Origin of the sequence: Falsihalocynthiibacter sp. SS001, assembly GCF_042445055.1 — a bacterium.
Taxonomy (GTDB): Bacteria; Pseudomonadota; Alphaproteobacteria; order Rhodobacterales; family Rhodobacteraceae; genus Falsihalocynthiibacter.
In genome coordinates, this window is record NZ_CP170339.1 from 576,464 (window position 1) to 599,511 (window position 23,048).

26 protein-coding genes are annotated in these 23,048 nt (G+C 54.4%); 3 read left to right on the forward strand and 23 right to left on the reverse strand.

The genetic code is table 11. The features are described 5' to 3' along the window. Positions 1-25: 25 nt before the first annotated feature. Entirely contained in the window at positions 26-1,648 is a 1,623-nt protein-coding gene (locus ACFE33_RS02845; RefSeq protein ID WP_380056633.1) for a GMC family oxidoreductase, read from the reverse strand. Between the two features lie 294 nt (positions 1,649-1,942). On the opposite strand from ACFE33_RS02845, the gene ACFE33_RS02850 reads away from it, so the two are divergent. Beyond that, a complete protein-coding gene (locus ACFE33_RS02850) occupies positions 1,943-2,251 on the forward strand; it encodes an ion channel (protein ID WP_380056636.1) in 309 nt (102 codons plus the stop codon). A gap of 2 nt (positions 2,252-2,253) precedes the next feature. Here ACFE33_RS02850 and ACFE33_RS02855 read toward each other — a convergent pair whose 3' ends face one another. The 8 genes from ACFE33_RS02855 to ACFE33_RS02890 form a co-directional block, all read right to left on the reverse strand. Continuing rightward, complete coding sequence (locus ACFE33_RS02855) at positions 2,254-4,437, reverse strand: glycosyltransferase family 2 protein (protein ID WP_380056638.1); 2,184 nt, start codon at positions 4,435-4,437, stop codon at positions 2,254-2,256. Positions 4,438-4,528: 91 nt separating this feature from the next. Then, entirely contained in the window at positions 4,529-5,674 is a 1,146-nt protein-coding gene (locus ACFE33_RS02860) for an iron-containing alcohol dehydrogenase (RefSeq protein ID WP_380056641.1), read from the reverse strand. A 4-nt stretch (positions 5,675-5,678) separates the two neighbouring features. Further along, positions 5,679-7,061, reverse strand: coding sequence for an aldehyde dehydrogenase family protein (locus tag ACFE33_RS02865; protein ID WP_380056644.1), 1,383 nt, complete (start codon positions 7,059-7,061; stop codon positions 5,679-5,681). 2 nt (positions 7,062-7,063) lie between these two features. Further along, positions 7,064-8,416 (reverse strand): glutamine synthetase family protein, encoded by a 1,353-nt coding sequence (locus tag ACFE33_RS02870; RefSeq protein ID WP_380056646.1) that lies wholly within the window; start codon positions 8,414-8,416, stop codon positions 7,064-7,066. 54 nt (positions 8,417-8,470) lie between these two features. Next, the gene (locus ACFE33_RS02875; protein WP_380056649.1) at positions 8,471-9,505 is read right to left on the reverse strand and encodes a C4-dicarboxylate ABC transporter; all 1,035 of its coding nucleotides are present in this window, start codon (positions 9,503-9,505) and stop codon (positions 8,471-8,473) included. Between the two features lie 60 nt (positions 9,506-9,565). Then, entirely contained in the window at positions 9,566-10,888 is a 1,323-nt protein-coding gene (locus ACFE33_RS02880; protein WP_380056652.1) for a TRAP transporter large permease subunit, read from the reverse strand. Continuing rightward, positions 10,888-11,457 (reverse strand): TRAP transporter small permease subunit, encoded by a 570-nt coding sequence (locus ACFE33_RS02885; protein WP_380056655.1) that lies wholly within the window; start codon positions 11,455-11,457, stop codon positions 10,888-10,890. The genes ACFE33_RS02880 and ACFE33_RS02885 overlap by 1 nt, the downstream gene beginning before the upstream one ends. Further along, entirely contained in the window at positions 11,454-12,224 is a 771-nt protein-coding gene (locus tag ACFE33_RS02890; RefSeq protein WP_380056658.1) for an N-formylglutamate amidohydrolase, read from the reverse strand. Before ACFE33_RS02890 ends, ACFE33_RS02885 begins: the two co-directional genes overlap by 4 nt. Before the next feature lie 141 nt (positions 12,225-12,365). Between ACFE33_RS02890 and ACFE33_RS02895 the strand changes: the two genes are divergently transcribed. After that, positions 12,366-13,238, forward strand: coding sequence for a MurR/RpiR family transcriptional regulator (locus ACFE33_RS02895; RefSeq protein ID WP_380056660.1), 873 nt, complete (start codon positions 12,366-12,368; stop codon positions 13,236-13,238). Here the strand turns inward: ACFE33_RS02895 and ACFE33_RS02900 are convergent. Further along, complete coding sequence (locus tag ACFE33_RS02900; protein WP_380056663.1) at positions 13,235-14,047, reverse strand: division plane positioning ATPase MipZ; 813 nt, start codon at positions 14,045-14,047, stop codon at positions 13,235-13,237. The two genes, ACFE33_RS02895 and ACFE33_RS02900, sit on opposite strands and share 4 nt — an antisense overlap. 154 nt (positions 14,048-14,201) lie before the next feature. Here ACFE33_RS02900 and ACFE33_RS02905 point away from each other — a divergent pair, with 154 nt between their 5' ends. Next, complete coding sequence (locus ACFE33_RS02905) at positions 14,202-14,471, forward strand: hypothetical protein (RefSeq protein ID WP_380056666.1); 270 nt, start codon at positions 14,202-14,204, stop codon at positions 14,469-14,471. A 58-nt stretch (positions 14,472-14,529) separates the two neighbouring features. Here the strand turns inward: ACFE33_RS02905 and rpmE are convergent, their stop codons facing one another. The 13 genes from rpmE to ACFE33_RS02970 form a co-directional block, all read right to left on the reverse strand. Further along, positions 14,530-14,751, reverse strand: a complete 222-nt coding sequence (gene rpmE, locus ACFE33_RS02910; protein WP_380056669.1) for a 50S ribosomal protein L31 — start codon at positions 14,749-14,751, stop codon at positions 14,530-14,532. 11 nt (positions 14,752-14,762) lie between these two features. After that, the gene (gene rplS / locus ACFE33_RS02915) at positions 14,763-15,140 is read right to left on the reverse strand and encodes a 50S ribosomal protein L19 (protein WP_380058638.1); all 378 of its coding nucleotides are present in this window, start codon (positions 15,138-15,140) and stop codon (positions 14,763-14,765) included. A gap of 352 nt (positions 15,141-15,492) precedes the next feature. Beyond that, on the reverse strand, positions 15,493-15,909 hold the full coding sequence (locus ACFE33_RS02920) for an MAPEG family protein (RefSeq protein ID WP_380056671.1): 417 nt from the start codon (positions 15,907-15,909) through the stop codon (positions 15,493-15,495). A gap of 73 nt (positions 15,910-15,982) precedes the next feature. Next, positions 15,983-16,816 (reverse strand): tRNA (guanosine(37)-N1)-methyltransferase TrmD, encoded by an 834-nt coding sequence (gene trmD / locus ACFE33_RS02925; RefSeq protein WP_380056673.1) that lies wholly within the window; start codon positions 16,814-16,816, stop codon positions 15,983-15,985. Positions 16,817-16,832: 16 nt separating this feature from the next. Then, on the reverse strand, positions 16,833-17,630 hold the full coding sequence (locus tag ACFE33_RS02930) for a hypothetical protein (protein ID WP_380056676.1): 798 nt from the start codon (positions 17,628-17,630) through the stop codon (positions 16,833-16,835). Continuing rightward, entirely contained in the window at positions 17,623-18,138 is a 516-nt protein-coding gene (gene rimM / locus ACFE33_RS02935; RefSeq protein ID WP_380056679.1) for a ribosome maturation factor RimM, read from the reverse strand. The genes ACFE33_RS02930 and rimM overlap by 8 nt, the downstream gene beginning before the upstream one ends. A gap of 8 nt (positions 18,139-18,146) precedes the next feature. Beyond that, positions 18,147-18,776, reverse strand: coding sequence for a 5,6-dimethylbenzimidazole synthase (bluB, locus tag ACFE33_RS02940; RefSeq protein ID WP_380056681.1), 630 nt, complete (start codon positions 18,774-18,776; stop codon positions 18,147-18,149). Positions 18,777-18,797: 21 nt separating this feature from the next. Next, positions 18,798-19,184, reverse strand: coding sequence for a 30S ribosomal protein S16 (gene rpsP, locus ACFE33_RS02945; protein WP_380056683.1), 387 nt, complete (start codon positions 19,182-19,184; stop codon positions 18,798-18,800). 58 nt (positions 19,185-19,242) lie between these two features. Beyond that, a complete protein-coding gene (locus ACFE33_RS02950; RefSeq protein WP_380056686.1) occupies positions 19,243-19,539 on the reverse strand; it encodes a chorismate mutase in 297 nt (98 codons plus the stop codon). Positions 19,540-19,621: 82 nt separating this feature from the next. Then, positions 19,622-20,182, reverse strand: coding sequence for a GNAT family N-acetyltransferase (locus ACFE33_RS02955; protein ID WP_380056689.1), 561 nt, complete (start codon positions 20,180-20,182; stop codon positions 19,622-19,624). Beyond that, positions 20,179-20,703, reverse strand: coding sequence for a GNAT family N-acetyltransferase (locus ACFE33_RS02960; protein ID WP_380056692.1), 525 nt, complete (start codon positions 20,701-20,703; stop codon positions 20,179-20,181). The genes ACFE33_RS02955 and ACFE33_RS02960 overlap by 4 nt, the downstream gene beginning before the upstream one ends. Next, positions 20,700-22,196: a signal recognition particle protein gene (ffh, locus tag ACFE33_RS02965; protein WP_380056695.1), complete on the reverse strand. Its 1,497-nt coding sequence runs from the start codon at positions 22,194-22,196 to the stop codon at positions 20,700-20,702. Before ffh ends, ACFE33_RS02960 begins: the two co-directional genes overlap by 4 nt. 238 nt (positions 22,197-22,434) lie before the next feature. After that, complete coding sequence (locus ACFE33_RS02970; protein ID WP_380056698.1) at positions 22,435-23,007, reverse strand: FMN-dependent NADH-azoreductase; 573 nt, start codon at positions 23,005-23,007, stop codon at positions 22,435-22,437. Between the last annotated feature and the right edge of the window lie 41 nt (positions 23,008-23,048).

Genomic DNA, 23,048 nt, shown 5'->3' on the forward strand with positions numbered 1-23,048 from the left:
TTGATTTCGCCGATAGAATGGCGCGCTATAGTCGCCCCATCACAAGTTGCGCGCATCGATCCCCGAGCATCATAGCGGTCGCATTCGTGTTGCCAGAGATAAGCGTCGGTGCCGCCGACATATCGCAGACCCGAAGCCCCGCAACGCCCCGAACCCTAAGCCGTGAGTCGAGAACCGCCATCGGATCTCCATCCGCCCCCATTTTGGCCGTACCAGATGGGTGATAGTTCGTTTTAACAACGCGGCGACAATGGGCGGCGAGCGCTTCGTCAGAGGTATCGGATTGGTCCGGAGATACGATACGGTCGATTTTGTCAGCAAGCGGAGCCGTACTCATTGTTTGAGTGAAGTATCGAAGCCCCTCAATCATCGTCTTCATGTCCTCTGGCTCCTTCAGGAAGTTCGGCGAGACAAGCGGCATGTCTGATGGGTTGGCAGATGCCAAGCTGACCTCGCCGCGCGATTTTGGATTTAGCAGCACGATTTGAATGGACACCCCTGGACCATCCCCCACACGCGTGAGCGTTTCATCATCAAGATAGAGCACAGGAATGCAGTATGCCTCCAGAGATGGTTCTGCTTCTGGGTTGGACGGGTTCACAAAGGCCGCAGCCTCAAGCCCAGTGGTTGTGATCATTCCCGTTCCAAAGAGTTTGAATTGCAGGCCGTTCCGGATCATGTTCCAGCCGCGATCCTGTCCGAAATATCCATACTTGCCATTCGCCTTCGCGACGACAGAACAGTCTGGGTGGTCCGATAGGTTCTGCCCCACACCTGCGTGATCCTGAACGATTTGAATACCATGTTCGGCCAAATGATCTGCTGGCCCAATACCCGAAAGCATAAGGATTTTGGGCGTCACCAATGCGCCCGCGGATAAAATCACCTCGCCATTGGTGAGGACCTCATGCGTGCCCTTAGAATCTTTATAAATAACGCCAACTGCTCTTCCATCCTCGATAATTATTCGCTGAACCTCGGCGCGGAGGCGAACGTCAAGGTTCGGATTTCCTTTGAGCGGGCCAATGAACGCATGAGCCGCAGAAGCGCGCTGCCCCTGATGATACGTGAACTGAAAGAAGCCCGCGCCGCGTTGCGTCGGCCCATTGAAATCAGTGTTGAACGGCTCTCCCTGTTGCTGAAGCGCTTGCACGTACCATCGCGCCATGTCGGCGATATGGCCTGGGTCCGAGACTGACAATTCGCCGTCAGTTCCGTGAAGTTCGTTGTTGAAACGACTGTTGGATTCCATGCCGCGAAAATGAGGGAGCACATCCTTCCAACCCCATCCGATCCCGTCATTGTTGCCGCGTAAGGCCTCCTGCCAGCCGTCGTAGTCGCTCGCTCGCCCACGAATATAAACTTGCCCGTTGACTGAGGAGCCCCCACCCAGAACATTCCCCTGCGGGATTTCTTGAACACGACCATCGAGATGTTCTTGGGGCGTCGTACTGTGCGTCTTGAAGAATTTCGAGCCATTCTTGAGCAATTTGAAAACGCCGGGCGGCATGTCGAGTAGGGGATGCCGATGCGAATGCCCAGCCTCCAGTAACAGCACCTTTGCGCCGCCGTCTCTTACGAGCCGCGCTGCAGCGACACAGCCTGCCGAACCGCCACCGATAACGATGTGATCAAATGTAGTGCTCATGAAACCTCCAACCCATTTCTGTAGTTTTGTCGTACCAAACTGAATTTGGCAAGGGTGGTTCGCGAAAAGTTGGGTAAGGTGGGACTGGGCGCTTGCAATCACCTTCTTTGCCTTGAACTATGGTGTGACTGGCAATCGTTACTGAGGATGAACATGAACCTTACGTGGCAAATATTTTTAGGTACTGCGCTGTTGAGCGTATGTGCCATCTTGCATGTTGTGCTTTCAGCCAAAACTATCGAGGCCGTGCTTCGAACCCACCAGCGTTACGACAATATTAGAGAAACTTGGCGGATGCCCGTATTTGTTGGCGGTACCTTCGCAATGGTCGTGTTCTCACATACGGTTCAGGTCTGGCTTTGGGCTGTAGCGTTGGTTTGGAGTGACGCCATTCTGGACTGGTCAACCGCAGTATATTTCTCGGTAGTGACATATACGACGCTTGGGTATGGCGACATTACTCTTGGCGAAGAGCATCGGGTCTTTGCGTCATTCGCATCTATCACGGGGCTGCTAACATTTGGACTAAGCACAGCGTTCCTAGTAGGGCTGGTAACGCGACTTATGCCGAATTTCATCGTGTCGGGCAAAGACCCCTTGTAGATTCAGTGGGCCGTTTCGCCTTTCTCAACCCGAAATAGGAAATCTGCGGGATGATCTTGCTCTACGATTTCGTCGGGCACGACATCGGGGCCTGAGAGGAATACATTCGCATCAAAATGAGTGTGCATCTTGGACATGCGTTGCATGCGATCGCTCGTTATTTGATCGTAGAAGCGCGCATAGCGTTCAGTCGCGCGCAATTTTGCGATCTTTTCTCGATGACGGCTAACGCAGTATTCATGTGCCGCTTGGATCTCGGGGTCAGACATCATGCGTTCAAAGTCACGTTTGGCGGCGGGTAAGCTGCGATTGATCTGCTCGCTTTGCTCGGCATTATTGTTCATCCGAAACCAGTAGGCCAAACCCTGATCGCGGTCGACGTGGTTCACCCTTCCCCTATCGCGCTTCACAAGGAAACTTTCGGCAGAGCGGACAGCATAATGATTGAGAGTTACAAGCTCATATCCATAGGTCGCCGCAGTGCTGCGCCAACTATTTCTGTACATACTTGACGGCAAAGGTTTGCCAGAACCATTCACCCAGTTGATCTCACTCATTAGCTGAGGATGTAAGCCTTTGGGACGATGAACGCCAAGCTTTTTGAAAATTCCAGTTTGACGACATAGAGTCTTGAAGCCCCAAGCCTGATGCGGTTTGAAGATGAACTCCGGCGCGCAGGAGGTGAACTGCTCGGTTACGGAAGTGTCGGAGAATTCGTGAATGTCGCTGTTGCCAAACAGGCGCCAAGTCATTGAAATCATATTCGCGTCAGGAACCGCCGCGAATAGGTCGGATAGCTTGCCTTCGCCCACGTGGATTGAAATGAATTCGTCCACATCCATGCAGACAACCCAGTCTGCATTCTGAATGACCGGCTCGTTTTCGGCCGCTTGGAGCGCGGCGTGTTGGGGCTTTAGGTCTGTTTCCCTAAATGGGTTGTCACGTCGCTGAACGATGCCGCGCTCTTGAAGTAGGTTGAGAAGATCATCCGTGCCGTCGTCACAGTCGTTGGTATAGACGAGGATATCGTCCACGCCGATTGATTTATGAAACGCGACCCACTCGAGGATAAATGGCCCCTCGTTTTTCATCGTTGTGACGATTGCCGTGGTGTTCGTATTTGAACGCTTAATCATCCGTTTCTCTGGCATCCTGACGGGCTTGTGGGCAAAGTGCTCTGACGCGATGGTAACAAGCTCTTTATCCTCAATCAGACTGGATTTGGGGACCAGTTCGTTGACCGCGTCCATTTTATATCGAAGGGCAACACAGCGGTAAAAACGCTCAGATTGTACCGCTTCAGCGCCCACCACTCGCACCAGCCTCCAGACGGTATCTTCTTGCACGCGCTCGACGTCTAATGCCCAGCGGCGGTTGGGGGTGTTCTGATCAAACTGGCGGCAAATATGATCGCCAAACTGTGCGGTTTGGCCTTTGCGTATGCGCCAAGGATAAACACGTGTTCCAACTAACGCTAACGCGCCATTATCGGAACTTCGCACGGAGTCGAAAACAGAGCCGTCGGGAATAGGCGCGAGAAATTCGGTGCAATCTAGAGTAACGACCGAACGCGCAGCCCCGAGGAAACGAGATTTGAAAATTTCGTAAATCAGGATTTCACCCAGCGGCGCGCGCCACGGATCGGCTGCGGGGATTTCCATGCGATCTTTGCCCGGTGCATCGGGTGCGTTGAAAGGGTGCGATTCAGGGGGGAGATCGGATGCGCCAAGCGGCACGGGGCTATCCACGATTACGAGTGTTTTCAGCCCATCGATGGTTTGATCGGCGAATGCGTTTCTTAGGCTTTCATTGGAGTTCGGTGGGGCGCGGTCAAGGATGATCGCTGCCTCCGCACCATGAACATTGGCGTGATACACAAGCCATTGTCGGACCGTATCAAAATCCTCGCCGTTGCGCTGCGCGACGATGGTATCAAGCCCCGCGAGAAGTTCATGTTCCGCGTTGTGCGGCACCGCGCCTATAGGGCGCGCTTCGGCGGTAACCCTCAATCCACCGCCGATGCTCAGGGTTTGGATGGGGATTGTAACTTTGGCAACAATGCGGGGATCGGTGCCTGACTTGAAAAAATAGCGCTGGGTTGAGCTTTCCTCCTCCGCCACTGCGTCGAGCAAGACGAAATCGTCGCCTTGGTAACCTAACAAACTGCGGTGATGGAGGGTACTCATTTACTGCCTGTCTATTGCTATCTTTAGAGCTTATCAGGTCAGTTAAGGAATGGTCCACCGACCAGATTTTCTGAACGGTGGACTGATTATGCTAGAAGCAGGCTTCAAAAAGCGCTCGCGTGTTGGCTTCGGTCATTTCAACGGGGTTGCCGCCTGTTGATGGATCGATCAACGCACCGTGAACCAGCTTGTCGAGCTCGGGATTTTTGACGCCGAGATCGGTGAGGTTCTGCGGAATGCCGAGCTTTTCATTCAACTCGCCCACGAATTCATAAAACCCGTCAAAACCGCCGGCAATCCCGAGATAGTTCGCTGCATCCTTGATCCGGTCCTCAATCGCGGGACGGTTCATGCGAAGCACGGGCTGCATGACAACGGCGTTGGTGGTGCCGTGGTGCGTGTTGTACATAGCGCCGATTGGGTGACTCAGAGCGTGAATCGCGCCGAGGCCCTTCTGGAACGCAGTCGCGCCCATCATCGCCGCCGACATCATATGCGCGCGCGCCTCAAGGTCGTCGCCCTGTGTATAGGCTCGCGGTAAGTATTCCTTAACCAAACGCAATCCCTCAAGCGCGATGCCTTGGCTCATCGGGTGATAATGCGGCGATGAGTAGGCCTCGAGGCAATGGGCGAATGCGTCCATACCTGTACCTGCGGTGATGAAATTGGGCATGCCAACCGTTAGCTCAGGATCGCATATAACAATCTCGGGCAGGATTTTCGGGTGGAAGATGATCTTTTTCTCATGCGTCACCGAGTTGGTGATGACAGAGGCGCGACCTACTTCGGACCCTGTTCCAGCAGTGGTCGGAACCGCGATGATCGGCGCGATGCCGTCTGGATCGGCACGGGTCCACCAATCTCCGATGTCTTCAAAATCCCAGATCGGACGCGTTTGACCGGACATAAAGGCGATTACTTTGCCAAGGTCCAAGCCTGAACCACCACCGAATGCGATCACACCGTCGTGGCCGCCGTCACGGTACACCGCAAGGCCAGCTTCGGCATTAAGTTCATTCGGGTTCGGGTCGACGTCCGCGAACAATCCGCGCCCAAGGCCAGCGGCCTCTAGCTGGTCAAGCGCAGCGGTTGTGATCGGAAGGTTCGCAAGCCCCTTATCCGTAACAAGGAGCGGCTTCTTCATTCCAGTTGCCTTGCATGCGTCCGCGAGTTCGCTGATACGACCTGCGCCGAATTTGATCGCTGTCGGGTAGGACCAGTTGCCAATGAGTTTCATGACATTATGCCTTTTTGAGGTGGTAAGATTTTGGACGTGTCAGGTTGTGGTACCCGATGATCGAAAGGCCGCCGCCGCGCCCTGTGTCCTTGCAGCCTGTCCAGCAAAGTGCGGGATCAAGATAGTCTGCGCGGTTCATAAAGACTGTGCCTGTCTCGATTTGGTCGCCAATGCGGGCGGCACGTTCGATATCTTTGGTCCACAAGCTCGCTGTAAGGCCGAAGTTGCTGTCGTTCATCAATGCGATCGCTTCTTCGTCATTCTTTACGGGCATAATGCCCACAACAGGACCGAAGCTTTCATCGCGCATGACGCGCATATCGTGGTTCACATTGGTAAGGATTTGGGGCGCAAGGTAAGCACCGCCATCGTCTTGTGGAAATAGGGCAGGGTCAATCTGTGGCGTCGCGCCCGCTGCGATTGCCTCCGCGATCTGGTCACGAACTTCTTGGGCAAAACGTTTGTGCGCCATCGGCCCAATTGTTGTCTCGGGGTCGAGTGGGTTGCCGAGCTTATATCCCGAAACTACAGCCACTGCTTTCTTTACGAACTCGTCGAACAGACTCTCGTGCACGTAGATACGTTCAATACCACAACAGCACTGACCAGAGTTGAACATCGCGCCGTCAATAAGCGTATCAACCGCTGCATCTACGTCTGCGTCGTCCATCACATAGCCTGGATCTTTGCCGCCAAGCTCAAGCCCGACACCCGTGAATGTGCCCGCCGCCGCGCGTTCCATCGCTTGTCCGCCGCCGACGGATCCTGTGAAGTTCACGAAGCCAAAGCTCTTGGCCGCGATCAACGCGCTGGTGGTGTCATGGTCAAGGAAAACGTTCTGGAACACATCCTCAGGGATGCCTGCGCTATGGAACGCTTGCGCCATACGCTCGCCAACAACGAGCGTCTGGCTTGCGTGTTTTAGCACCACCGTGTTCCCCGCAATCAACGCGGGCGCGACAGTGTTGATCGCTGTCATATATGGGTAGTTCCACGGCGCGACGACCAAAACCACCCCGTGTGGGACACGTTTGATATAACGCTTGAACTGAGCGTCCTCGCCAACTTCGATGTCGGCAAGCGCCTCTTGCGCGATTTCGGCCATGTAGCTTGCGCGCTCGTTAAATCCGCCGAATTCGCCGCCATAGCGCACGGGACGGCCCATTTGGTGCGCGATTTCCGGAACGATCTCGTCATTCATCGCACCAATCGCCGCGACGCCAGCCATCACCAATGCTGCGCGTTCGGCAACAGGGCGAGCGGCCCATTCGATTTGGGCATCTTTAGCCCGTTTTACGGCAGCCTCGGCTTGCGCGAACGAAAGTACCGGGCGCTCGGCAAAAATCGACCCATCGATGGGCGAGATACATTTAACAGTGTTTGTCATTTCTAGGCTCTTTCAAATCCGCGAGCGATTTCATAATCGGTCACGATACGGTCAAATTCTTCTTGTTCCCAAGTTGCGGCGCGGGTGTAGTGATCGACCACATCGTCACCAAAAGCCTCGCGCAGCATTTTCGATTTCTCGAGTGTCCCCGTTGCGTCCCGCAAGGTCTGGGGGATTTCTGGGGCATCGCTGTTTTCATATGTATCGCCCTTGGCGGGCGGTGCAAGGGTCAGTCCCTCTTCGATGCCTTTGATCCCTGCGGCCAATTGACTGGCCAATGCGAGGTAGGGGTTAAGATCGCTTCCGCCGATACGGCACTCCACGCGCACGCCCTTTGTTCCTGCGCCACAAAGCCGGAAACCGGCCGTCCGGTTGTCCACCGACCACACAGAACGAGTGGGGGCGAATGTCCCTTTCTGGAAGCGCTTATAGCTATTGATGTAGGGCGCAAGGAAGTAAGTCATATCTGGCGCGTACTTTAGCAAACCCGCCATATACGAGCGCATCATATCAGACATGCCCAATTCCGCATCGGGGTCAAAGAATGCGTTTTTGCCATCCATCCAGAGCGACTGATGCACGTGCGAGGATGAACCGACCTTGTTGTGCGAAATTTTCGGGAGGAAGCTCGCAGCGTGGCCTTGCTGCCATGCAATTTCTTTTACCGCGTGTTTTGCGATCGTGTGGTTCTCGGCGCATTCCAGAGCTGGCGCGTACTTGATGTTGAGTTCTTCTTGACCTGCTTCGGCTTCACCTTTGGTGTTCTCAATCGGGATGCCCGCCGCATAGAGGTGATTGCGGATCGGGCGCATCACGTGCTCTTCTTTGGTGGTCTGGAAGATGTGATAGTCTTCGTTGTATGCGGAAATCGGCGTCAGATCGCGGAAGCCGGATTTGGCGATCTCGTCGAAGCTTTTCTCGAACAAGAAGAATTCAAGCTCGGTCGCCATCATTGCCGAATACCCAAGCGCTTCAAGGCGCGCGATCTGTTTCTGAAGAATTGCGCGCGGCGAGTGGCTTACGGGATTATTGTGGTGATCAAGAACGTCACAGATAACCATGACCGTCCCCTCAAGCCATGGCACAGGACGGATCGTGCTTAGGTCGGGTTTCATGACATAGTCGCCATAGCCCGACGACCAACTGGTCGAGGCAAAGCCCTCTGGCGTTGCCATTTCAAGGTCGGTCGCGAGTAGGTAGTTACAGCAATGGGTCTCGTCGTATGCCGAGTCCACGAAATGCTGCGCAAGGAAACGCTTACCCATCAGACGCCCTTGCATATCAACCAAACAGGCGAGAACCGTATCGACCGACCCCTCGGCAACGGCGGATTTCAGTGCGTCAAAACTTAACATATTCGTTTCCTTTAAGAGAGTGCGCGCGCCCCACGACAGGGCGCGCAGATAGTATTAGCCGTAACGGTACGGACGACCAGCTTTAACCATATCAGCGTTGTATTGCTTGATGATGTTAACAACCTTGGCCTTAGTTTCGCTTTCTGCTGCGATCTCGTCCCAGAACTTGACAGCGGCATCTTCAACGGTTGCCCATTCTTCGTCCGGAATCGTTGTGAGCTCCATTTTGGGGCCATTAACGCGGAGAGCCGCTTCGCCACCCCAATACCACCACTGACGATAGTAATGCGACTGATCCATACACACTTTCAACAACTCTTGAAGATGCTCTGGAAGTTCGTTGTAGCGATCCATATTGGCAAAGAATGAACCAGCCCATGCGCCGGAGATGTTGTTTGTGAGGAAGTAGTTGGTAACATCTGCCCAACCCACTGTGTAATCCTCTGTGATGCCCGACCACGCGATGCCGTCAAGCTCGCCAGTTTGCATTGCGACTTCGATATCTTCCCACGGAAGAGTTACTGGAATGACGCCAAATTGGCTCAAGAACCGACCCGCAGTTGGGAACGTAAAGACGCGTTTACCTTTGAGGTCTTCTAGCGAGTTGATCGGGTCTTTGGTTGCGAAGTGGCATGGATCCCATGCGCCAGCAGAGATGTGCTTGACGCCAACTTTGGAGTATTCCTCGTCCCAGATTTCGTTCAGACCGTATTGGTTGAACAGGACAGGTACGTCGAGCGAGTAGCGGCTTGCGAAGGGGAAGTACCCGCCGAAAACAGTTACTTCGGTTGGGGATGCCATCGAGTCATCGTCGGATTGAACCGCGTCGATTGTACCTTTTTGCATCGCACGGAAGAGTTCGCCCGTAGGGACAAGCTGATCCGCGTAAAACAGTTCGATTTCCATCTCATCGCCAGCAATTTTGTTAAAGCTGTTGATGGCTGGCGTGATCACGTGTTCTGCGAGCGCGGCACCTGCGTATGTCTGCATGCGCCATTTGATTTTGCTCTGCGCGATGGCAGGAGCCGCGAGGCTTGCGCCAACGGCACCGACACCGGCGGTGGTTAAGAACTTACGTCTTGTTGTCATTTTCATCTCCTTGTTGAAGTTACGTTTCTTTTCTTGAGTGCCCCATTCGGCGTCGTTTGTTTATCTGCCGTAGACATATTCAGGGAGCCAAAGCGCGATCTGCGGGAACAGCATAATAATCGCGAGCGCACCAACCATAATCATCACAAACGGTAGAATAGAACCATAGATGTCTCGGAGTGTGATTTCCGGAGGTGCCATCGCACGCATCAGGAACAGGTTATATCCAAACGGCGGCGTCATATAGGCAATCTGCGTCGTGATAGTATAAAGCACGCCATACCAAATCAGGTCAAAGCCAAGCGCATGAACCAGTGGCACATAAAGCGGCGCGACAATCACAAGCATCGCTGTATCGTCAAGGAAGGTCCCCATAATCAAGAAGGAGAGCTGCATCAGAATGAGGATCATCCATGGATTAAGTCCAAGTTGCTCTGTGAATAGGTTGTCGATCGCACGAACGGCGCCAAGGCCGTCAAACACCGCGCCAAATCCGAGTGCAGCGAGAATGATCCACATGAACATACACGAGATCAAAAGCGTATTTCGCACAGAGTTTTCAAATACCCGACGGCTCATGCGGCCCTTTACGACCGCCGCGAGGAATGCAGTAAGCGCGCCAATAGCGGAACTTTCCACAAGGCTCGTCCAGCCATTCACAAACGGGATCATCATCGCAAAGAAGATCACAATCGGCAAAAGCCCCGAGCGGAGAAGGCGCAGTTTTTCGGCGCGCGAGTGGGTTCGTTCATCTTCGGGGAGGGCGGGGCCCAACTCGGGATTAATGCGGCAGCGGATCACGATATAGATGATGAACATCGCCGCCATCATCAGGCCCGGAATAACCCCCGCAAGCCAGAGCTGGCCGACAGGCTGGCGCGCAATCATCGCATAGAGCACGAGTACCACGGATGGCGGCACAAGAATCCCAAGCGACGACCCCGCCTGAATAACGCCAGTGACCATCTTCTTGTCATAGCCGCGCCGTAGCAATTCAGGCAAAGCAATCGTCGCACCGATGGCCATGCCTGCGACCGACAAACCATTCATCGCCGAGACCAGAACCATCAGGCCAATTGTACCGATAGCAAGCCCACCGTTAATCGGTCCCATCCAGACGTGGAACATTTTATAAAGGTCGTCGGCGATCCGGCTCTCGGACAACACATACCCCATGAAAATAAACATCGGGAGCGTCAAGAGCGGGTACCATTTCATCAGCTTCATTGCCGCCGAAAACGGAATATCAACGCCGCCAGTGCCCCAAAGCGTGAGCGCGGCAACAGCGGCCACGCCGCCAATCGCGCCGAACACTCGTTGTCCTGTCATAAGCATGAGCATCATGCTCGCGAACATGAAGATTGCGATCATTTCGTAGGACATTAGAGTTTCACTCCCTTGAGGGTCGCAATATCTTTCAGGAGTTCGGAAATCGCCTGTAGAAGCATCAGGAATACACCGATGCACATCGTTACCTTGATCGGCCAGATATATGGCCGCCATGCGGTCGGAGATCTTTCCAAGCGTCCAATTTCTTCGGAGCCTGTAATCAGACCGAAGAAGAATGACACCGGAGAGTCACCCCAGTAGCCGAATGAATAAGCCGTGGCACCGAGCGCTCCATAGAGCAGGACGCCGAGATAGAAGATCAGGAAGAGAACGGTAAACGCGTCAAACCACGCTTTTTTGCGGTCACTCCAGTCGCCGTAAAACAAATCCATGCGGACGTTCGCGCCCTCTTGGATCGCATATGGCCCACCAAGCATATAATATGCCACCATCGCAAACTGCGCGATCTCAAGGGTCCAGAGCGACGGATTGAATGCCACTTTCGAAATCGACGACCACATCAGAATCGCCATCATGAGGAAAATTCCATACATCGCGATTCGGCCCAAGCGGCGGTTAAAACTATCTACCGCGCGGACATATGTGCGAGCCAAGCCGATCATTCTTGCGTCTCCTCAGAAACCGAAATGCCGATGTCTGCGAGCGATTTCTTTAGAATTCGCAAGAGCATGTGGGCGACATCCTTTTGTTGCTCGGCAGTGTTCAACAAATCATTGCGAATTTCCAGCATCACATTCGCGATCCCGTTTTCGATCCCGTGAACCTTGAGGGTATGTGTCACGCCATGTTGCGGACCATAGGGTTCGTTGCGAAGCGTGAGCATCTCGGTTTCGTCGGGGGCGTGCTTGAGCATGGCGTCGGCAAGGCGCGTATCCGTATCATGCAAAATACCCAGTTCGACAGCACGGGGTTCGCCGTAATAGGTGGGCGTGAAGCTATGAACCGTAATGAGCGCGCGTGTGCCCGACATACGAGCGGCGACAGCGTCCCTAAAGGGTTCGTAATATGCCGTCGTGCGCGAATCGCGTGCTTCTGGGCTTAGGTCCGTGTTTCCCGGAATTTCGAATAGCTCGCTCTTGGCAGGCATCGCATCGGGCGCTTCTGGTGGGCGGTTGCAATCGTAAACAAGCCGCGAAATGCCGGAAGCAATGAGCGGCGCGTTCAGCTCGATTGCAAGTATTTGGGCAACATTGAATGCGCCGGGGTCCCACGCTGCATGGCTATTTCGGGCCGCATCAGTAAGGCCAAGCCCCTCGAACTTTTCTGGAATAAATCGTGACGCATGTTCACACACAACAGCCAGCGGAGCCGAGCCCGCATCGTTTATCACGACGGCTGGCTTGCCATCTATTTCTTCTAGTCGCAGCATTCATCAATCCAATTCAGCCCCCTGTTGAGGCGATTTGTGAAAACATTGTTTCAGATACACCTTGCCTGTCAACTCCTTTACTGAAACAATTTCTTCACTCAAGGCAATTCCGTTGATATACGCATAAAAAAGGGGCATGTTTTGACGACACAACCTGACACAATTGCCGATATCCTGCGCGCAAGTTTCCAAGACCTGACTCGCGCCGAGCGTCAGCTTGCAGATTCACTTCTACAGAATTATCCGATGTCCGGACTCGGCTCGATTACGCTTGTCGCCCAAGCAGCAGAGGTGTCGACTCCGACGGTTGTTCGGATGGTTCAGAAACTCGGGTTCAGTGGCTTTCCAGAGTTTCAGAGGGCCCTGCGCGGAGAATTACAAGCCAAGATTTCCGACCCGATTGAGAAACACGATTCCTGGGCGGAACGCGCACCAACCGAGCATATCCTCAACAGATTCACGGACGCCGTAACAAGCAATATCCGCCAGACACTCGCCCAGATCGAAACCAAGGAGTTTGATCAATGCTGTGATCTTCTCGCAGATATGGAGCGGGCGGTTTATGTGGTTGGTGGGCGCATCACGCGCGCAATGGCGGACTATTTTTTCCTGCACATGCAGGTGCTTCGTCCTAACGTGACGCACATTCAATCAATTTCGAATGCTTGGCCGCACTATCTTCTTGAAGTTGAGGAGGGCGATGTCGTCGTCATATTTGACGTCCGTCGATACGAAACCTCGACCCTCAGGCTCGCTGAAATGGCCGCGGAAAAGGGCGCGAGAATCGTGCTGATTACCGATCAATGGCAATCCCCGATTGAGAAAGTCGCGACGCATACGTTTAGCTGTCGGATCGTTGTGCCGTCCGCTTGGGACAGCTCGGTCGTGCCGATGTTGCTTTTGGAAACGGTTGTCGCGTCAGTTCAGGAGCGGACTTGGGAAGCCACCCGCCCACGGATGGAGGCGCTCGAAGACATGTTCGACCGCACCCGCTTTTTCCGTAAGTTTACCTAGAAGTCGACCTCTACGCCCGGCAAATTCAGCACCTTGATCAATTCGCGCAACTCTTGGCGAGCAGCGACGTTCGAAATGTTCATTTGCCCTTTAACGCCAATATCACGCAGATCAAGAAGCGTCAGGCCGCGCGGGAACAGTTCGCGAAAGATAACACGCTCACCAAAACCGGGTGCCGTACGGAAACCGATCCGTTTGGAGAGATCCTCCATTGCGTCGCCCATCTTTTGCTTGTTGTGCATGTTCTGCGCCGCAAGACGGTTGCGAACTGCGATCCAATCAATCGGCGGTAGACCCGCTTGTGAGCGCAACTGCCGCGCGTTCCAGACCATCTCGGAGTAAACAGACGGCCCGAGGATTTTGTTCGTGTCAGGATCAACACGTGCCAGAAGGTCAAAATCAACGAAACTATCGTTCAGCGGGCTGATCAACGTGTCCGCCAAAGAGTGCGCAACCTGCGATAGGCGCGTGTGGCTTCCGGGGCAGTCAATCAGGATAAAATCGCTGGTAGGTTCGAGTGCCGCAACAGCAGCAGACAAACGATGATCATAGACGTTCTCGCCTGGCTCTAGGCTGGCGCTGTCGATCTCTGGAAGGTCTTGATAGTTGGGGCTGGCAAGCTCTACTCCATGTTTTTCAGAGTATGCTTTGCGGTTTTCGATATAGCGCCCAAAACTTTTTTGACGCAAATCCAAATCCAGCGCACCCACCGAGTGCCCCATCCGTGCAAGTGCGGTTGCAACGTGCATCGAAGTTGTTGATTTCCCGGATCCGCCTTTTTCATTCCCCACGACGATAATATGCGCCAAACCTTCAGTCCCTTCGAAAAATTTGCCAGTATCCCTAGCTTATGGGGCTACTATATGTTGTGATTTTCCTTATGGGAAGCCGTAGTAGTCGGCAAGGAAATTTGCGTCCAAACTGTGTGAAATAAGCGCAGTTTGCTCAGGGAAAGAGATGAAAATGACGGATCACGCACGTATGAATGAGTTGGCTAAGCAGGCTTTGAAGCACATTAAGCGGGGGGATTTTCGGGTCGGCCCAGATTGGGAGGCCGCGCATGAAATCTGTCAGGCGCATGAGGGCGTCCAAGTCCACGATCGCATTCACGCATTATGTCACCGTATCGAAGGGGATCACGGCAATGCTGCGTACTGGGATCGGCGAGGAAATCAGCCAACTCCAACCGGTGGGCTAGAGGATGAATGGCAAGCGCTGAACGAAGACCTATAGGACAACAAAAAACCCGGCTGCGTGGCAACCGGGTTTCTCAAAAAATATGTGGGTCGACTTAGAAGCCAAGACCTTCGTATTTCTTTTTGAACTTCGATACACGACCGCCTGCATCGAGAAGGCGCGAGCTGCCGCCGTTCCATGCTGGGTGCGCAGATGGGTCGATTTCCAACGCAAGCTGGTCGCCTTCTTTGCCGTATGTCGAACGCATAGGAACGATGGAACCGTCTGTCATCTTGACGTTGATGAAGTGGTAGTCGGGGTGAATGTCTTTTTTCATGGCCCTTTTCCTTATGCTTCTTTTTTAGGTTTGTAGTTGGATACTTCTGCGATACGTGCGGATTTACCACGACGTGTGCGGAGGTAGTACAGCTTGGCGCGACGCACGCGGCCGCGGCGAACCACGGTGATGCTGTCGATGTTTGTGGAGTGCAGTGGGAATACGCGCTCTACACCTTCACCAAACGAAATTTTGCGAACTGTGAACGAACCAGCGATGCCGTGGCCGTTTTTGCGGGCGATGCAAACGCCTTCATAGTTCTGAACACGCGAACGTGTACCCTCGGTTACTTTGTAACCAACGCGGATGGTGTCACCCGCTTTGAAATCTGGAATGTCTTTGGCAAGTTCTGCGACTTGCTCGGCTTCCAATTGTGCAATCAGGTTCATCTGATCTACTCCATATAGCTCACGGTTTTTCCGTGAAGTTAGCGCGTTCTCAGAGCTCTTGGTCATTCATCGGGTCCCGAATAGTTCAGCCCGCCAGAGATCAGATCGTCATTTCCTTATCAGGTCACTGTTTCACGTTGATTGCGCGTAACACCCAAACAGAAGAATGCTTGGTTTGACACGCTCCGTTTTCAGCGGACCCTTTTACGAATGCCGCATCCCCCAGAGAATCATCCCAAGGGGTGGTAAGCGTTCGTCCGCGCGGTATAGGCCCAATTTCAGCGAAGGGCAAGACCCCCGCAAGGCGCGATCTGTATATATAAATAAAGCCTGTCGCGTACCGTTCAGCGCTCTAGAGAAGACCCCAAATCGCCATCACACAGAGGATGACAAGCATCGCCCAGCTAAACACATAAACGATCGTGCGAATACCTTGGGTCGGGTTGCCCATGCTTCTGGAGTAGACCACGACATATGCAATGCGGCCCAATAAAAACAACAACATCAGCAGATTAACCCAGAAGCTCGCAACGCCGACCAATATGCAAGCGAACAAGGCAATCGCTGCTGCCGACATGTTCTCGACCCCGTTTTGGTGCGAGCGGTTAAGCCGATACAGCGGATTTTCGTAGTCTTCTTTCGGGGTGCTGCCGGGTGTTGCGCCGACTTTGGCTTTGGCTGCTCCCGTCATGGCAGCCTGTAGCAATACGATCAAAACAAAGACCAAGAGCGAAATAATTGCGAGCGCGTAGTCCGAAATATTCTCCATAATGCCGTCTCCTTTTTGAGGTGCATATGAATTAGGCGCGCCAATGGACAATTCTGTCAAGGATAACCGTACTTTAGTCTGCCTCGCCATCCTTCCGTTTCTGGTACGCTTCCCATAGATCCGGACGCCGTTTCTGAGTGATTATCTCAGACTGCTCCTGCCGCCACTGCTCGACTTTGGCGTGGTTGCCAGATGTCAGAACCGCAGGGATTTCGCGTCCTTCCCATTCCGCGGGGCGGGTGTATTGTGCATGCTCAAGGAGGCCGTTGGAAAAGCTCTCTTCCTCGGTCGAGGCCTGATTTCCAAGCACTTCAGGGCGCAGCCGAACTGTTGCATCAATCATCGCTTGCGCGGCAATCTCGCCGCCTGTCAGGACAAAATCACCGATGCTCACCTCTTCGATCTCGAAGTGCTCCAACACACGCTCATCGACGCCCTCGAACCGTCCGCAAAGGATCGTCATCCCATCGGCCTGCGCAAAGCGATGCGCGGTCGCTTGTGTCAACGGTTTGCCGCGCGGCGACATGTAAACGACGGGCCATCTTTCACGATCTCTTGGCGCACCCTTCATCGCCTGCGCAATTGCATTTCCGACGACATCGGCGCGCATCACCATCCCTGCACCGCCACCGGATGGGGTGTCGTCGACGTTCTTGTGCTTGCCCACGCCAAACGTCCGCAGATCAATGGTTTCGAGAGCCCAAAGACCCTCCTTCAGCGCTTTGCCCATCAGTGACGCACCCAGCACGCCCGGGAAAACCTCTGGAAAAAGCGTGATGATCTTGGCTGTCCACGTACCTGCAAGTCGCGGCGTATTCGTCATTAACTCACGCGGTTTAAGCGTGGCACCGATCGATAGGCGGCCATGTGATTTCGTCGGGATCGGTTTTTTGGTCTCGTCGCTCATCTGGTGTCTCGCAGGTTCAGGTATTTCGCGCTTGGATCAGCGCCTTTTTTGCCGATTTTAGTTCTGATTTGCGCAGGCTGGACTTGTTGAGGTCTTGGAACTGTACCGTCAACTCCTCCGAAAGCCCTTCATTTTCTAATCTTGCGCGGGGCAGCTCGTTCAATGTGCTTTCATCGAGGTCTAGCAAGCCCAAGAGTGCCGTTGCGGGGCCAAACTTTGAACTCGCGGTGTCTTCTAGTGTCGAAAAATGAACGCTCGTGGCCCGCGCGGCCTTGGCAATGTCATCGGCTTGTTGGCGCAAATCAATCGTGGTCGGGAATGTCTTGCGAAACGGCTTGAAGCTCTCGGTGAGTTTGCGTGAGCGAAGCTGATGGCGGTAAACGCTGTGAACCCAGCTTTCGCCATCCCGCAAGGTATAGAGAAATTCGATCTCGGTTTCCGGCCCAAAGCGTCGCTTGAGGGCGCGCGAGATTTCACGGGCGAGCGGAATGCCCGCGGTGCGAAAATCCGTTACGCGTCGACGCCATATCGTCCGAGATCCGGGCATGACGCCGGAAAATTGTTCGCGCGAGAGGATGATAATTTGGGTGTCAGGAAGCGTTTCCAAGGCGCGCTCAAACGCACGTCTAAATGACAAACGCCGCCATATGAACGGACGCAAGGCATACATGCGTGCGGCGACTGCCGAGTCTGAAAACGCGTCTTTCTTGAAATAGTGAACCCCATCGAGACGGTGCGCATTCCGTTCAAAATATCGTTGTAACGAGGTCGTACCAGTCTTGTAAAAGCCCGCGTGAACGATGACCCTAGTCATCAGGGAATACCCCTGCGGGCGGGTCAACGATCACACATCCCGCAGAGAGATCCACCGTTGGAACCGCCGCCTTGGTGAATGGCAAGAGTACCGACGCCTTAAGGTTCGGACCCGCGATTTCAAGGATATCACTCGCGCCGTGGTTCACGACTTGCTGAACTTTTCCAAGCGAAACTCCGCCCGTGTCGATCACTTCCAGTCCAATGAGATCGCTGTGGTAAAACTCGTCATCAGGAAGGTTGGGGAGCTTGTCGCGCTCGACAAAAAGTTGTGTGTTATTAAGAGCATCGGCTTGTTCTTTGGTGAAAACCCCCTCAACGCGGGCGGAAAATCCGTTCTTTACCGCGCGGGTAATGCCCACGATATAATGCGTTGCCCCATCCTCGGAAGAGAGGACGCCGTAGGTCTCGATTGCTGCGGGATCCGCGCAGTAACTCTTGAGGCGCACTTCGCCATTCACGCCATATGATCCGGCGAATGCCCCTACACAAATACGGTCTGCGGACATGAAGTCTCCTATCGGGTTTCTATGAGCGGCGCGTCGGAACGTTGTTCCCATCCTGCGCGCTCAAGTTCGGGGCTGTCCATAGCATCTTCGGGCCAGCCCATGCAAAGAAAAGCGACCAGTTGCCAGTCTTCAGAAACGTCCAGTGATTTGCTCAATTTAGCTGCGTCGAGGATCGAGACCCATCCGACGCCCAGCCCATGTGCGCGCGCAAGAAGCCACATCTGGGTAATTGCCGCGACAACAGAGTAGCGTCGCATCTCAGGCATTGTTCCAGCGCCAAGACCTGCACCTTTGTCGGTGGCTTCGTCGCAAAAAATAGCAAGCTGGACAGGGGCTTCGCGCATTCCGGAAAGCTTGAGGCCAGCATAGAGTTCGGCACGCTCGCCCGAATGTCCGGCGAGGGCTTTCTTGTTCTCGATTTCAAAATTTTGCAAAGCGGCGGCGCGTGCTTTTGCGCTGTCGACTTTGATGATCCGCCAAGGCTCTGAAAGGCCGACCGAAGGCGCCAGTGAGAAGCTTGAGAGGCAGAGGTCGATCAACTCGGGATCGACGGGGTCTGGGCGGAAGCGGCGCACATCGCGCCGCCACCTGAAAAGCTGGCCCAACTCATGCCGAAATTCGTCTGAAAACTCTGGCATAGATTGGGCCTAACTCTTTGATTATTCGGCAGATGCTTCTTCTGCTGGTGCGGCTGCTGCTTCGGCTGCGTCTGCTGCTTTAGCGGCTTTTTCTTCAGCGCGTTCTTGAGCTTTTTTGCCTGGTTTGGCTTTCTCAGGGTTGCTGCGTGTTTTTGCTTCGAGAACACCAGCAGCTTCGAGGAAGCGGGATACGCGATCTGTTGGTTGCGCGCCTTCGGACAACCAATGCTTGATGCGGTCGATGTCAAGCTTGATGCGGTCTTCGCTGTCTTTTGGAAGGAGCGGGTTGTATGTGCCGAGTTTCTCGATGAAACGGCCGTCACGTGGCATGCGGCTGTCTGCTGCTACAACGCGGTAAAAAGGACGTTTTTTGCTGCCGCCGCGGGCAAGGCGAATTTTCATAGCCATGGTTTTAGTCTCCTAAAGTTTGTTTGTTTCCAGCGGGTTATGGCTGGGGTTGTTGGTATTAGTTCTTGTGTTTGTTGTGATGTTGAATCACTTCCTGAATAATGAAATTCAGGAAATTCTTAGCGAATTCGGGGTCCAGATCGGCACGGTTTGCCAGATCTTCGAGGCGGGCGATTTGCGCCGCTTCGCGGGTTGGATCAGAAGGCGGGAGATCGTGCTCGGCCTTGAGTTTTCCAACCGCTTGGGTGTGTTTGAAGCGCTCGCCGAGCGTATAAACGAGGATCGCGTCGAGACGGTCGATACTCTCGCGGTGGGCCTTGAGCAGGGTGGCAGCGCGTTGGATGTCGTCGGTCATTTCATGCTCCGAAACAGGGCCAAAACTGGCGATATGATTTCCATATGATTTTCATATGAATACGATATGCGGGAAATCAGACTCATGTGTCGGCCTCCAGCGAATAGTTTCCGTCACTTTCGGAAGGCGCAGTGTGGCGATAAACACGGGTGTCATCGCTCATTTTTTCTGCGTCCGGATCAAAGGTGCATCCGAGTGCCTGAGCCAATTTGATCGACGCGGCGTTGTCCTTGTGGATGTAGCTAACGGCAGTGTCCCAGCCAAGTTCGTTAAAGGCATAGGCGCGCGTAGCGATCGCCGCTTCGCGAGCGTATCCTTTGCCCTCAAATGCGGGGTCATAGATTGACCAGCCCAGCTCTGGCTCTGGCCAATGTATCGGGTGCCACGGGCCGACGGCGCCGATCATCTTGTCTGTGTCCTTGAGGCAGATCGCAAAGAGACCATATCCCCGAAGCGCCCACATGCCGACAAACATCGACAACACGCGGAACGGCATACCTTCGTCAACTTCGGCGGGGCGCACGTATTTTGAGCGATCGGAGTGGATGAACTCCGACACCACCGGAAAATCATCGAGACGGGGAACGCGCAATGTCAGGCGCTCGGTCGTGAGGATCGGCGTATTTACGAGACGAACGGTCATTTCGATGCTCCGTCATTCTCTGCCGCAGGATGGCGGTACACGTAATAGGGGCCTCTTGGGCCTTCGCGTGTATCTTCGCGGGTTGCGCCGAGGCGTTCGGCCAAGGCGATAGAGCGTTCATTCTCGGCGTCGATGAAGCTGCATGGCGCAGTGATTCCGAAATTCTGTGCTCCGAATTCGCGCGCGGCGACGACGGCCTCATAGGCCAAGCCTTTGCCTTCGAACTCCTCAAACAGAATCCAGCCAATCTCTGGTTCGTCATAGCGGTCGGGTTCATAGAAACCGACAAAGCCCGCAGTTTTGCCGCTTGCTTTGTCCTCGAGCATCCACATGCCATAGCCACGCAAGAGCCACTGGCCCGCGTCCATGCTGAAACACTCCCACGCCCGTCCGCGCGCGTGTGGGCCGCCGGTATAGCGCGTGCGTTCAGACGCCCAGTGCTCGGCGGTCGCGTCGAAATCCGAGAGACGGTGTTCTCTCAGAATCAAGTGTTCGGTTTCTATGACGGGAACGGTGATCATTTCTTTTTGCCGAATCCTGAAAGACCGGGCGGAAGGCCACCGCCACCAAGGCCCGGAAGGCCACCAGGCATTTTGCCCATTTGTTTGGCCGCCGCTTCGAGCGCCTTGGGATCCATTTGGGAGGGGTCCATGCCAGCGGGCAAGTCGCCGCCCTTGCCAAGCATACCTTTCATGGCCTGCTTGAGCATTCCGCCTTTGCCCATCTTCTTCATCATGTCGCCCATTTGGCGCTGCATTTTGATAAGCTTGTTCAGATCAGAAACCTGAAGCCCCGCACCTGCGGCGATACGCTTTTTGCGCGACGCTTGCAGGAGGGCGGGGTTCGCGCGCTCGCGTTTGGTCATGGATTGGATCAGCGCGATTTGGTGCTTGAGGATTTTGTCGTCAAAGCCGGCCTTTTCAACCTGCTTGGCCATTTTCCCCATGCCGGGCATCATTCCCATGATGCCTTCCATGCCGCCCATTTTGATCATCTGCTCAAGCTGGGATTTGAGATCGTTCATGTTGAATTGGCCCTTTTGGAACCGTTTCATCATGCGTTCGGCCTGTTCGGCCTCGATTGTTTCCTGAGCTTTTTCAACGAGGGCAACGATATCGCCCATACCGAGGATACGGCCCGCGATGCGGTCTGGCTCGAATGTATCGAGCGCGTCCATTTTCTCGCCTGTACCGACAAAACGGATCGGCTTGCCTGTTACAGCGCGCATCGAGAGCGCCGCACCGCCGCGACCGTCGCCATCCATACGGGTAAGGACAACACCCGAGATGCCAACTTTGGCGTCAAATTCTTCGGCGACCTCAACGGCGACCTGACCGGTCAGGCCGTCAACGACGAGGAGCGTTTCGCGTGGGTTAACCTCTTTGCTGACGTCCTCGACCTCTTGCATGAGGGTTTCGTCGATCTGCAGGCGGCCCGCAGTATCGAGCATATAGACGTCATAGCCACCAAGGGTCGCTTGTTGTTTGGCGCGTTTGGCGATTTGAACAGCGGATTCACCTGCGACGATGGGCAGGGTATCGACGCCAATTTGATTGCCGAGAATTTCGAGTTGTTGTTGCGCAGCCGGACGATAAATATCGAGCGAGGCCATCAGAACGCGCTTGCCGGATTTTTCGGTTAGGCGTTTGGCGAGTTTACCAGTTGTTGTGGTTTTACCAGAACCTTGCAGACCAACCATAAGGATCGGCGCAGGTGCGTTGTCGATTTTCAGCTCGCCCGGATCGCCTTCGCCCGTCAGAACGTGTTTGAGTTCGTCGTGGACGATCTTGACGACTTGCTGGCCGGGGGTGATAGACTTGGTGACTGCTTGGCCAGTGGCTTTTTCCTGAATGGCCTTGACGAAATCGCGGGCTACGGGAAGGGAAACGTCGGCCTCAAGCAGGGCAACGCGCACTTCGCGCAGAGCTGTTTTGACGTCCTCCTCCGAGAGGGCGCCTTGTTTTGTGAGCCGATCAAAGACGCCACCAAGGCGTTCAGATAGGTTTTCAAACATTCTCGCGGCTCCTTCGCCAATTCCTTTGCCCGTCATAGATAGGACGGACCCGACAATTTGTAAGATGGCGAACCACCAAACCACAACGGCACCCGTGGGCGCAACGCGCTGACGGATGGCGATCCTCGACTCATGCGAGGACCGAAGGCGTGGAACCCTCGGGATATGGTGCGCGTTTATTGGGTTGGTGGCGGAGAGTCAAGGGAGGCGCGCAGGGAGGCCTGCGCGCAACCGGAGTTTAGGCCGCGATTTGGGCGAGTTCGTCTTTGGCCGCGGTGATGGCTTCGCTTGTGCCGCCAGTTGCGAAGACGAATGACACGTTTTTGATGCCCATAAAACCGAACATAAAGCGGATGTAGTCAGACAGGAAATCCACCTCGGAACCCTTCGCTGTACCGCCAGATGCGACGATAACAGTTACAGGCTTGTCCTGCAGAAGGCCAACGGGGCCAGTTTCGGTGTACTTGAATGTTACGCCAACGCGGGCAACTTGGTCGATCCACGCTTTTAGAGCGGCCGGCGCTGCGAAGTTATAGATGGATGTTGTAACAACCACTTCGTCCGCATCTGCGAGTTCTGCGACCAGTTCATCAGAGAAGGCCAGTGTGGCGTTCTGTGCGTCGGTACGAGAATCGGCAGGCGTAAATGTGGCGCCGACCCATGTTTCGTTGATGTGCGGAATGCCTTGGGCAAGGTCGCGGGTTACGACGGTCGCGTCAGGTTTGCGAGCGATGAAATCATCGCCAAGGTCGCGGCTGACGGAGCCTTGGTAGCGGGAAGAAGCGTCGATGCGCAGGATGGAATATGACATGGTGTTACCTTTCGGGGCGTTGGTTAACTTACCCCAGATAT

Coding starts and splice junctions, on each gene's coding strand:
- ACFE33_RS02845 (WP_380056633.1), bottom strand. CDS start 1,648: ATGAGCACTACATTTGATCACATCGTTATCGGTGGCGGTTCGGCAGGC.
- rplS (WP_380058638.1), bottom strand. CDS start 15,140: ATGAACCTGATTGCACAATTGGAAGCCGAGCAAGTCGCAGAACTTGCC.
- trmD (WP_380056673.1), bottom strand. CDS start 16,816: ATGAGCGACGAGACCAAAAAACCGATCCCGACGAAATCACATGGCCGC.
- ffh (WP_380056695.1), bottom strand. CDS start 22,196: ATGTTTGAAAACCTATCTGAACGCCTTGGTGGCGTCTTTGATCGGCTC.
- ACFE33_RS02920 (WP_380056671.1), bottom strand. CDS start 15,909: ATGGAGAATATTTCGGACTACGCGCTCGCAATTATTTCGCTCTTGGTC.
- ACFE33_RS02950 (WP_380056686.1), bottom strand. CDS start 19,539: ATGACCGACGACATCCAACGCGCTGCCACCCTGCTCAAGGCCCACCGC.
- rimM (WP_380056679.1), bottom strand. CDS start 18,138: ATGTCCGCAGACCGTATTTGTGTAGGGGCATTCGCCGGATCATATGGC.
- ACFE33_RS02905 (WP_380056666.1), top strand. CDS start 14,202: ATGACGGATCACGCACGTATGAATGAGTTGGCTAAGCAGGCTTTGAAG.
- ACFE33_RS02885 (WP_380056655.1), bottom strand. CDS start 11,457: ATGATCGGCTTGGCTCGCACATATGTCCGCGCGGTAGATAGTTTTAAC.
- rpsP (WP_380056683.1), bottom strand. CDS start 19,184: ATGGCTATGAAAATTCGCCTTGCCCGCGGCGGCAGCAAAAAACGTCCT.
- ACFE33_RS02930 (WP_380056676.1), bottom strand. CDS start 17,630: ATGACTAGGGTCATCGTTCACGCGGGCTTTTACAAGACTGGTACGACC.
- ACFE33_RS02855 (WP_380056638.1), bottom strand. CDS start 4,437: ATGAGTACCCTCCATCACCGCAGTTTGTTAGGTTACCAAGGCGACGAT.
- ACFE33_RS02850 (WP_380056636.1), top strand. CDS start 1,943: ATGCCCGTATTTGTTGGCGGTACCTTCGCAATGGTCGTGTTCTCACAT.
- ACFE33_RS02860 (WP_380056641.1), bottom strand. CDS start 5,674: ATGAAACTCATTGGCAACTGGTCCTACCCGACAGCGATCAAATTCGGC.
- ACFE33_RS02865 (WP_380056644.1), bottom strand. CDS start 7,061: ATGACAAACACTGTTAAATGTATCTCGCCCATCGATGGGTCGATTTTT.
- ACFE33_RS02955 (WP_380056689.1), bottom strand. CDS start 20,182: ATGACCGTTCGTCTCGTAAATACGCCGATCCTCACGACCGAGCGCCTG.
- bluB (WP_380056681.1), bottom strand. CDS start 18,776: ATGCCAGAGTTTTCAGACGAATTTCGGCATGAGTTGGGCCAGCTTTTC.
- ACFE33_RS02970 (WP_380056698.1), bottom strand. CDS start 23,007: ATGTCATATTCCATCCTGCGCATCGACGCTTCTTCCCGCTACCAAGGC.
- ACFE33_RS02880 (WP_380056652.1), bottom strand. CDS start 10,888: ATGTCCTACGAAATGATCGCAATCTTCATGTTCGCGAGCATGATGCTC.
- ACFE33_RS02870 (WP_380056646.1), bottom strand. CDS start 8,416: ATGTTAAGTTTTGACGCACTGAAATCCGCCGTTGCCGAGGGGTCGGTC.
- ACFE33_RS02890 (WP_380056658.1), bottom strand. CDS start 12,224: ATGCTGCGACTAGAAGAAATAGATGGCAAGCCAGCCGTCGTGATAAAC.
- ACFE33_RS02875 (WP_380056649.1), bottom strand. CDS start 9,505: ATGACAACAAGACGTAAGTTCTTAACCACCGCCGGTGTCGGTGCCGTT.
- rpmE (WP_380056669.1), bottom strand. CDS start 14,751: ATGAAAAAAGACATTCACCCCGACTACCACTTCATCAACGTCAAGATG.
- ACFE33_RS02960 (WP_380056692.1), bottom strand. CDS start 20,703: ATGATCACCGTTCCCGTCATAGAAACCGAACACTTGATTCTGAGAGAA.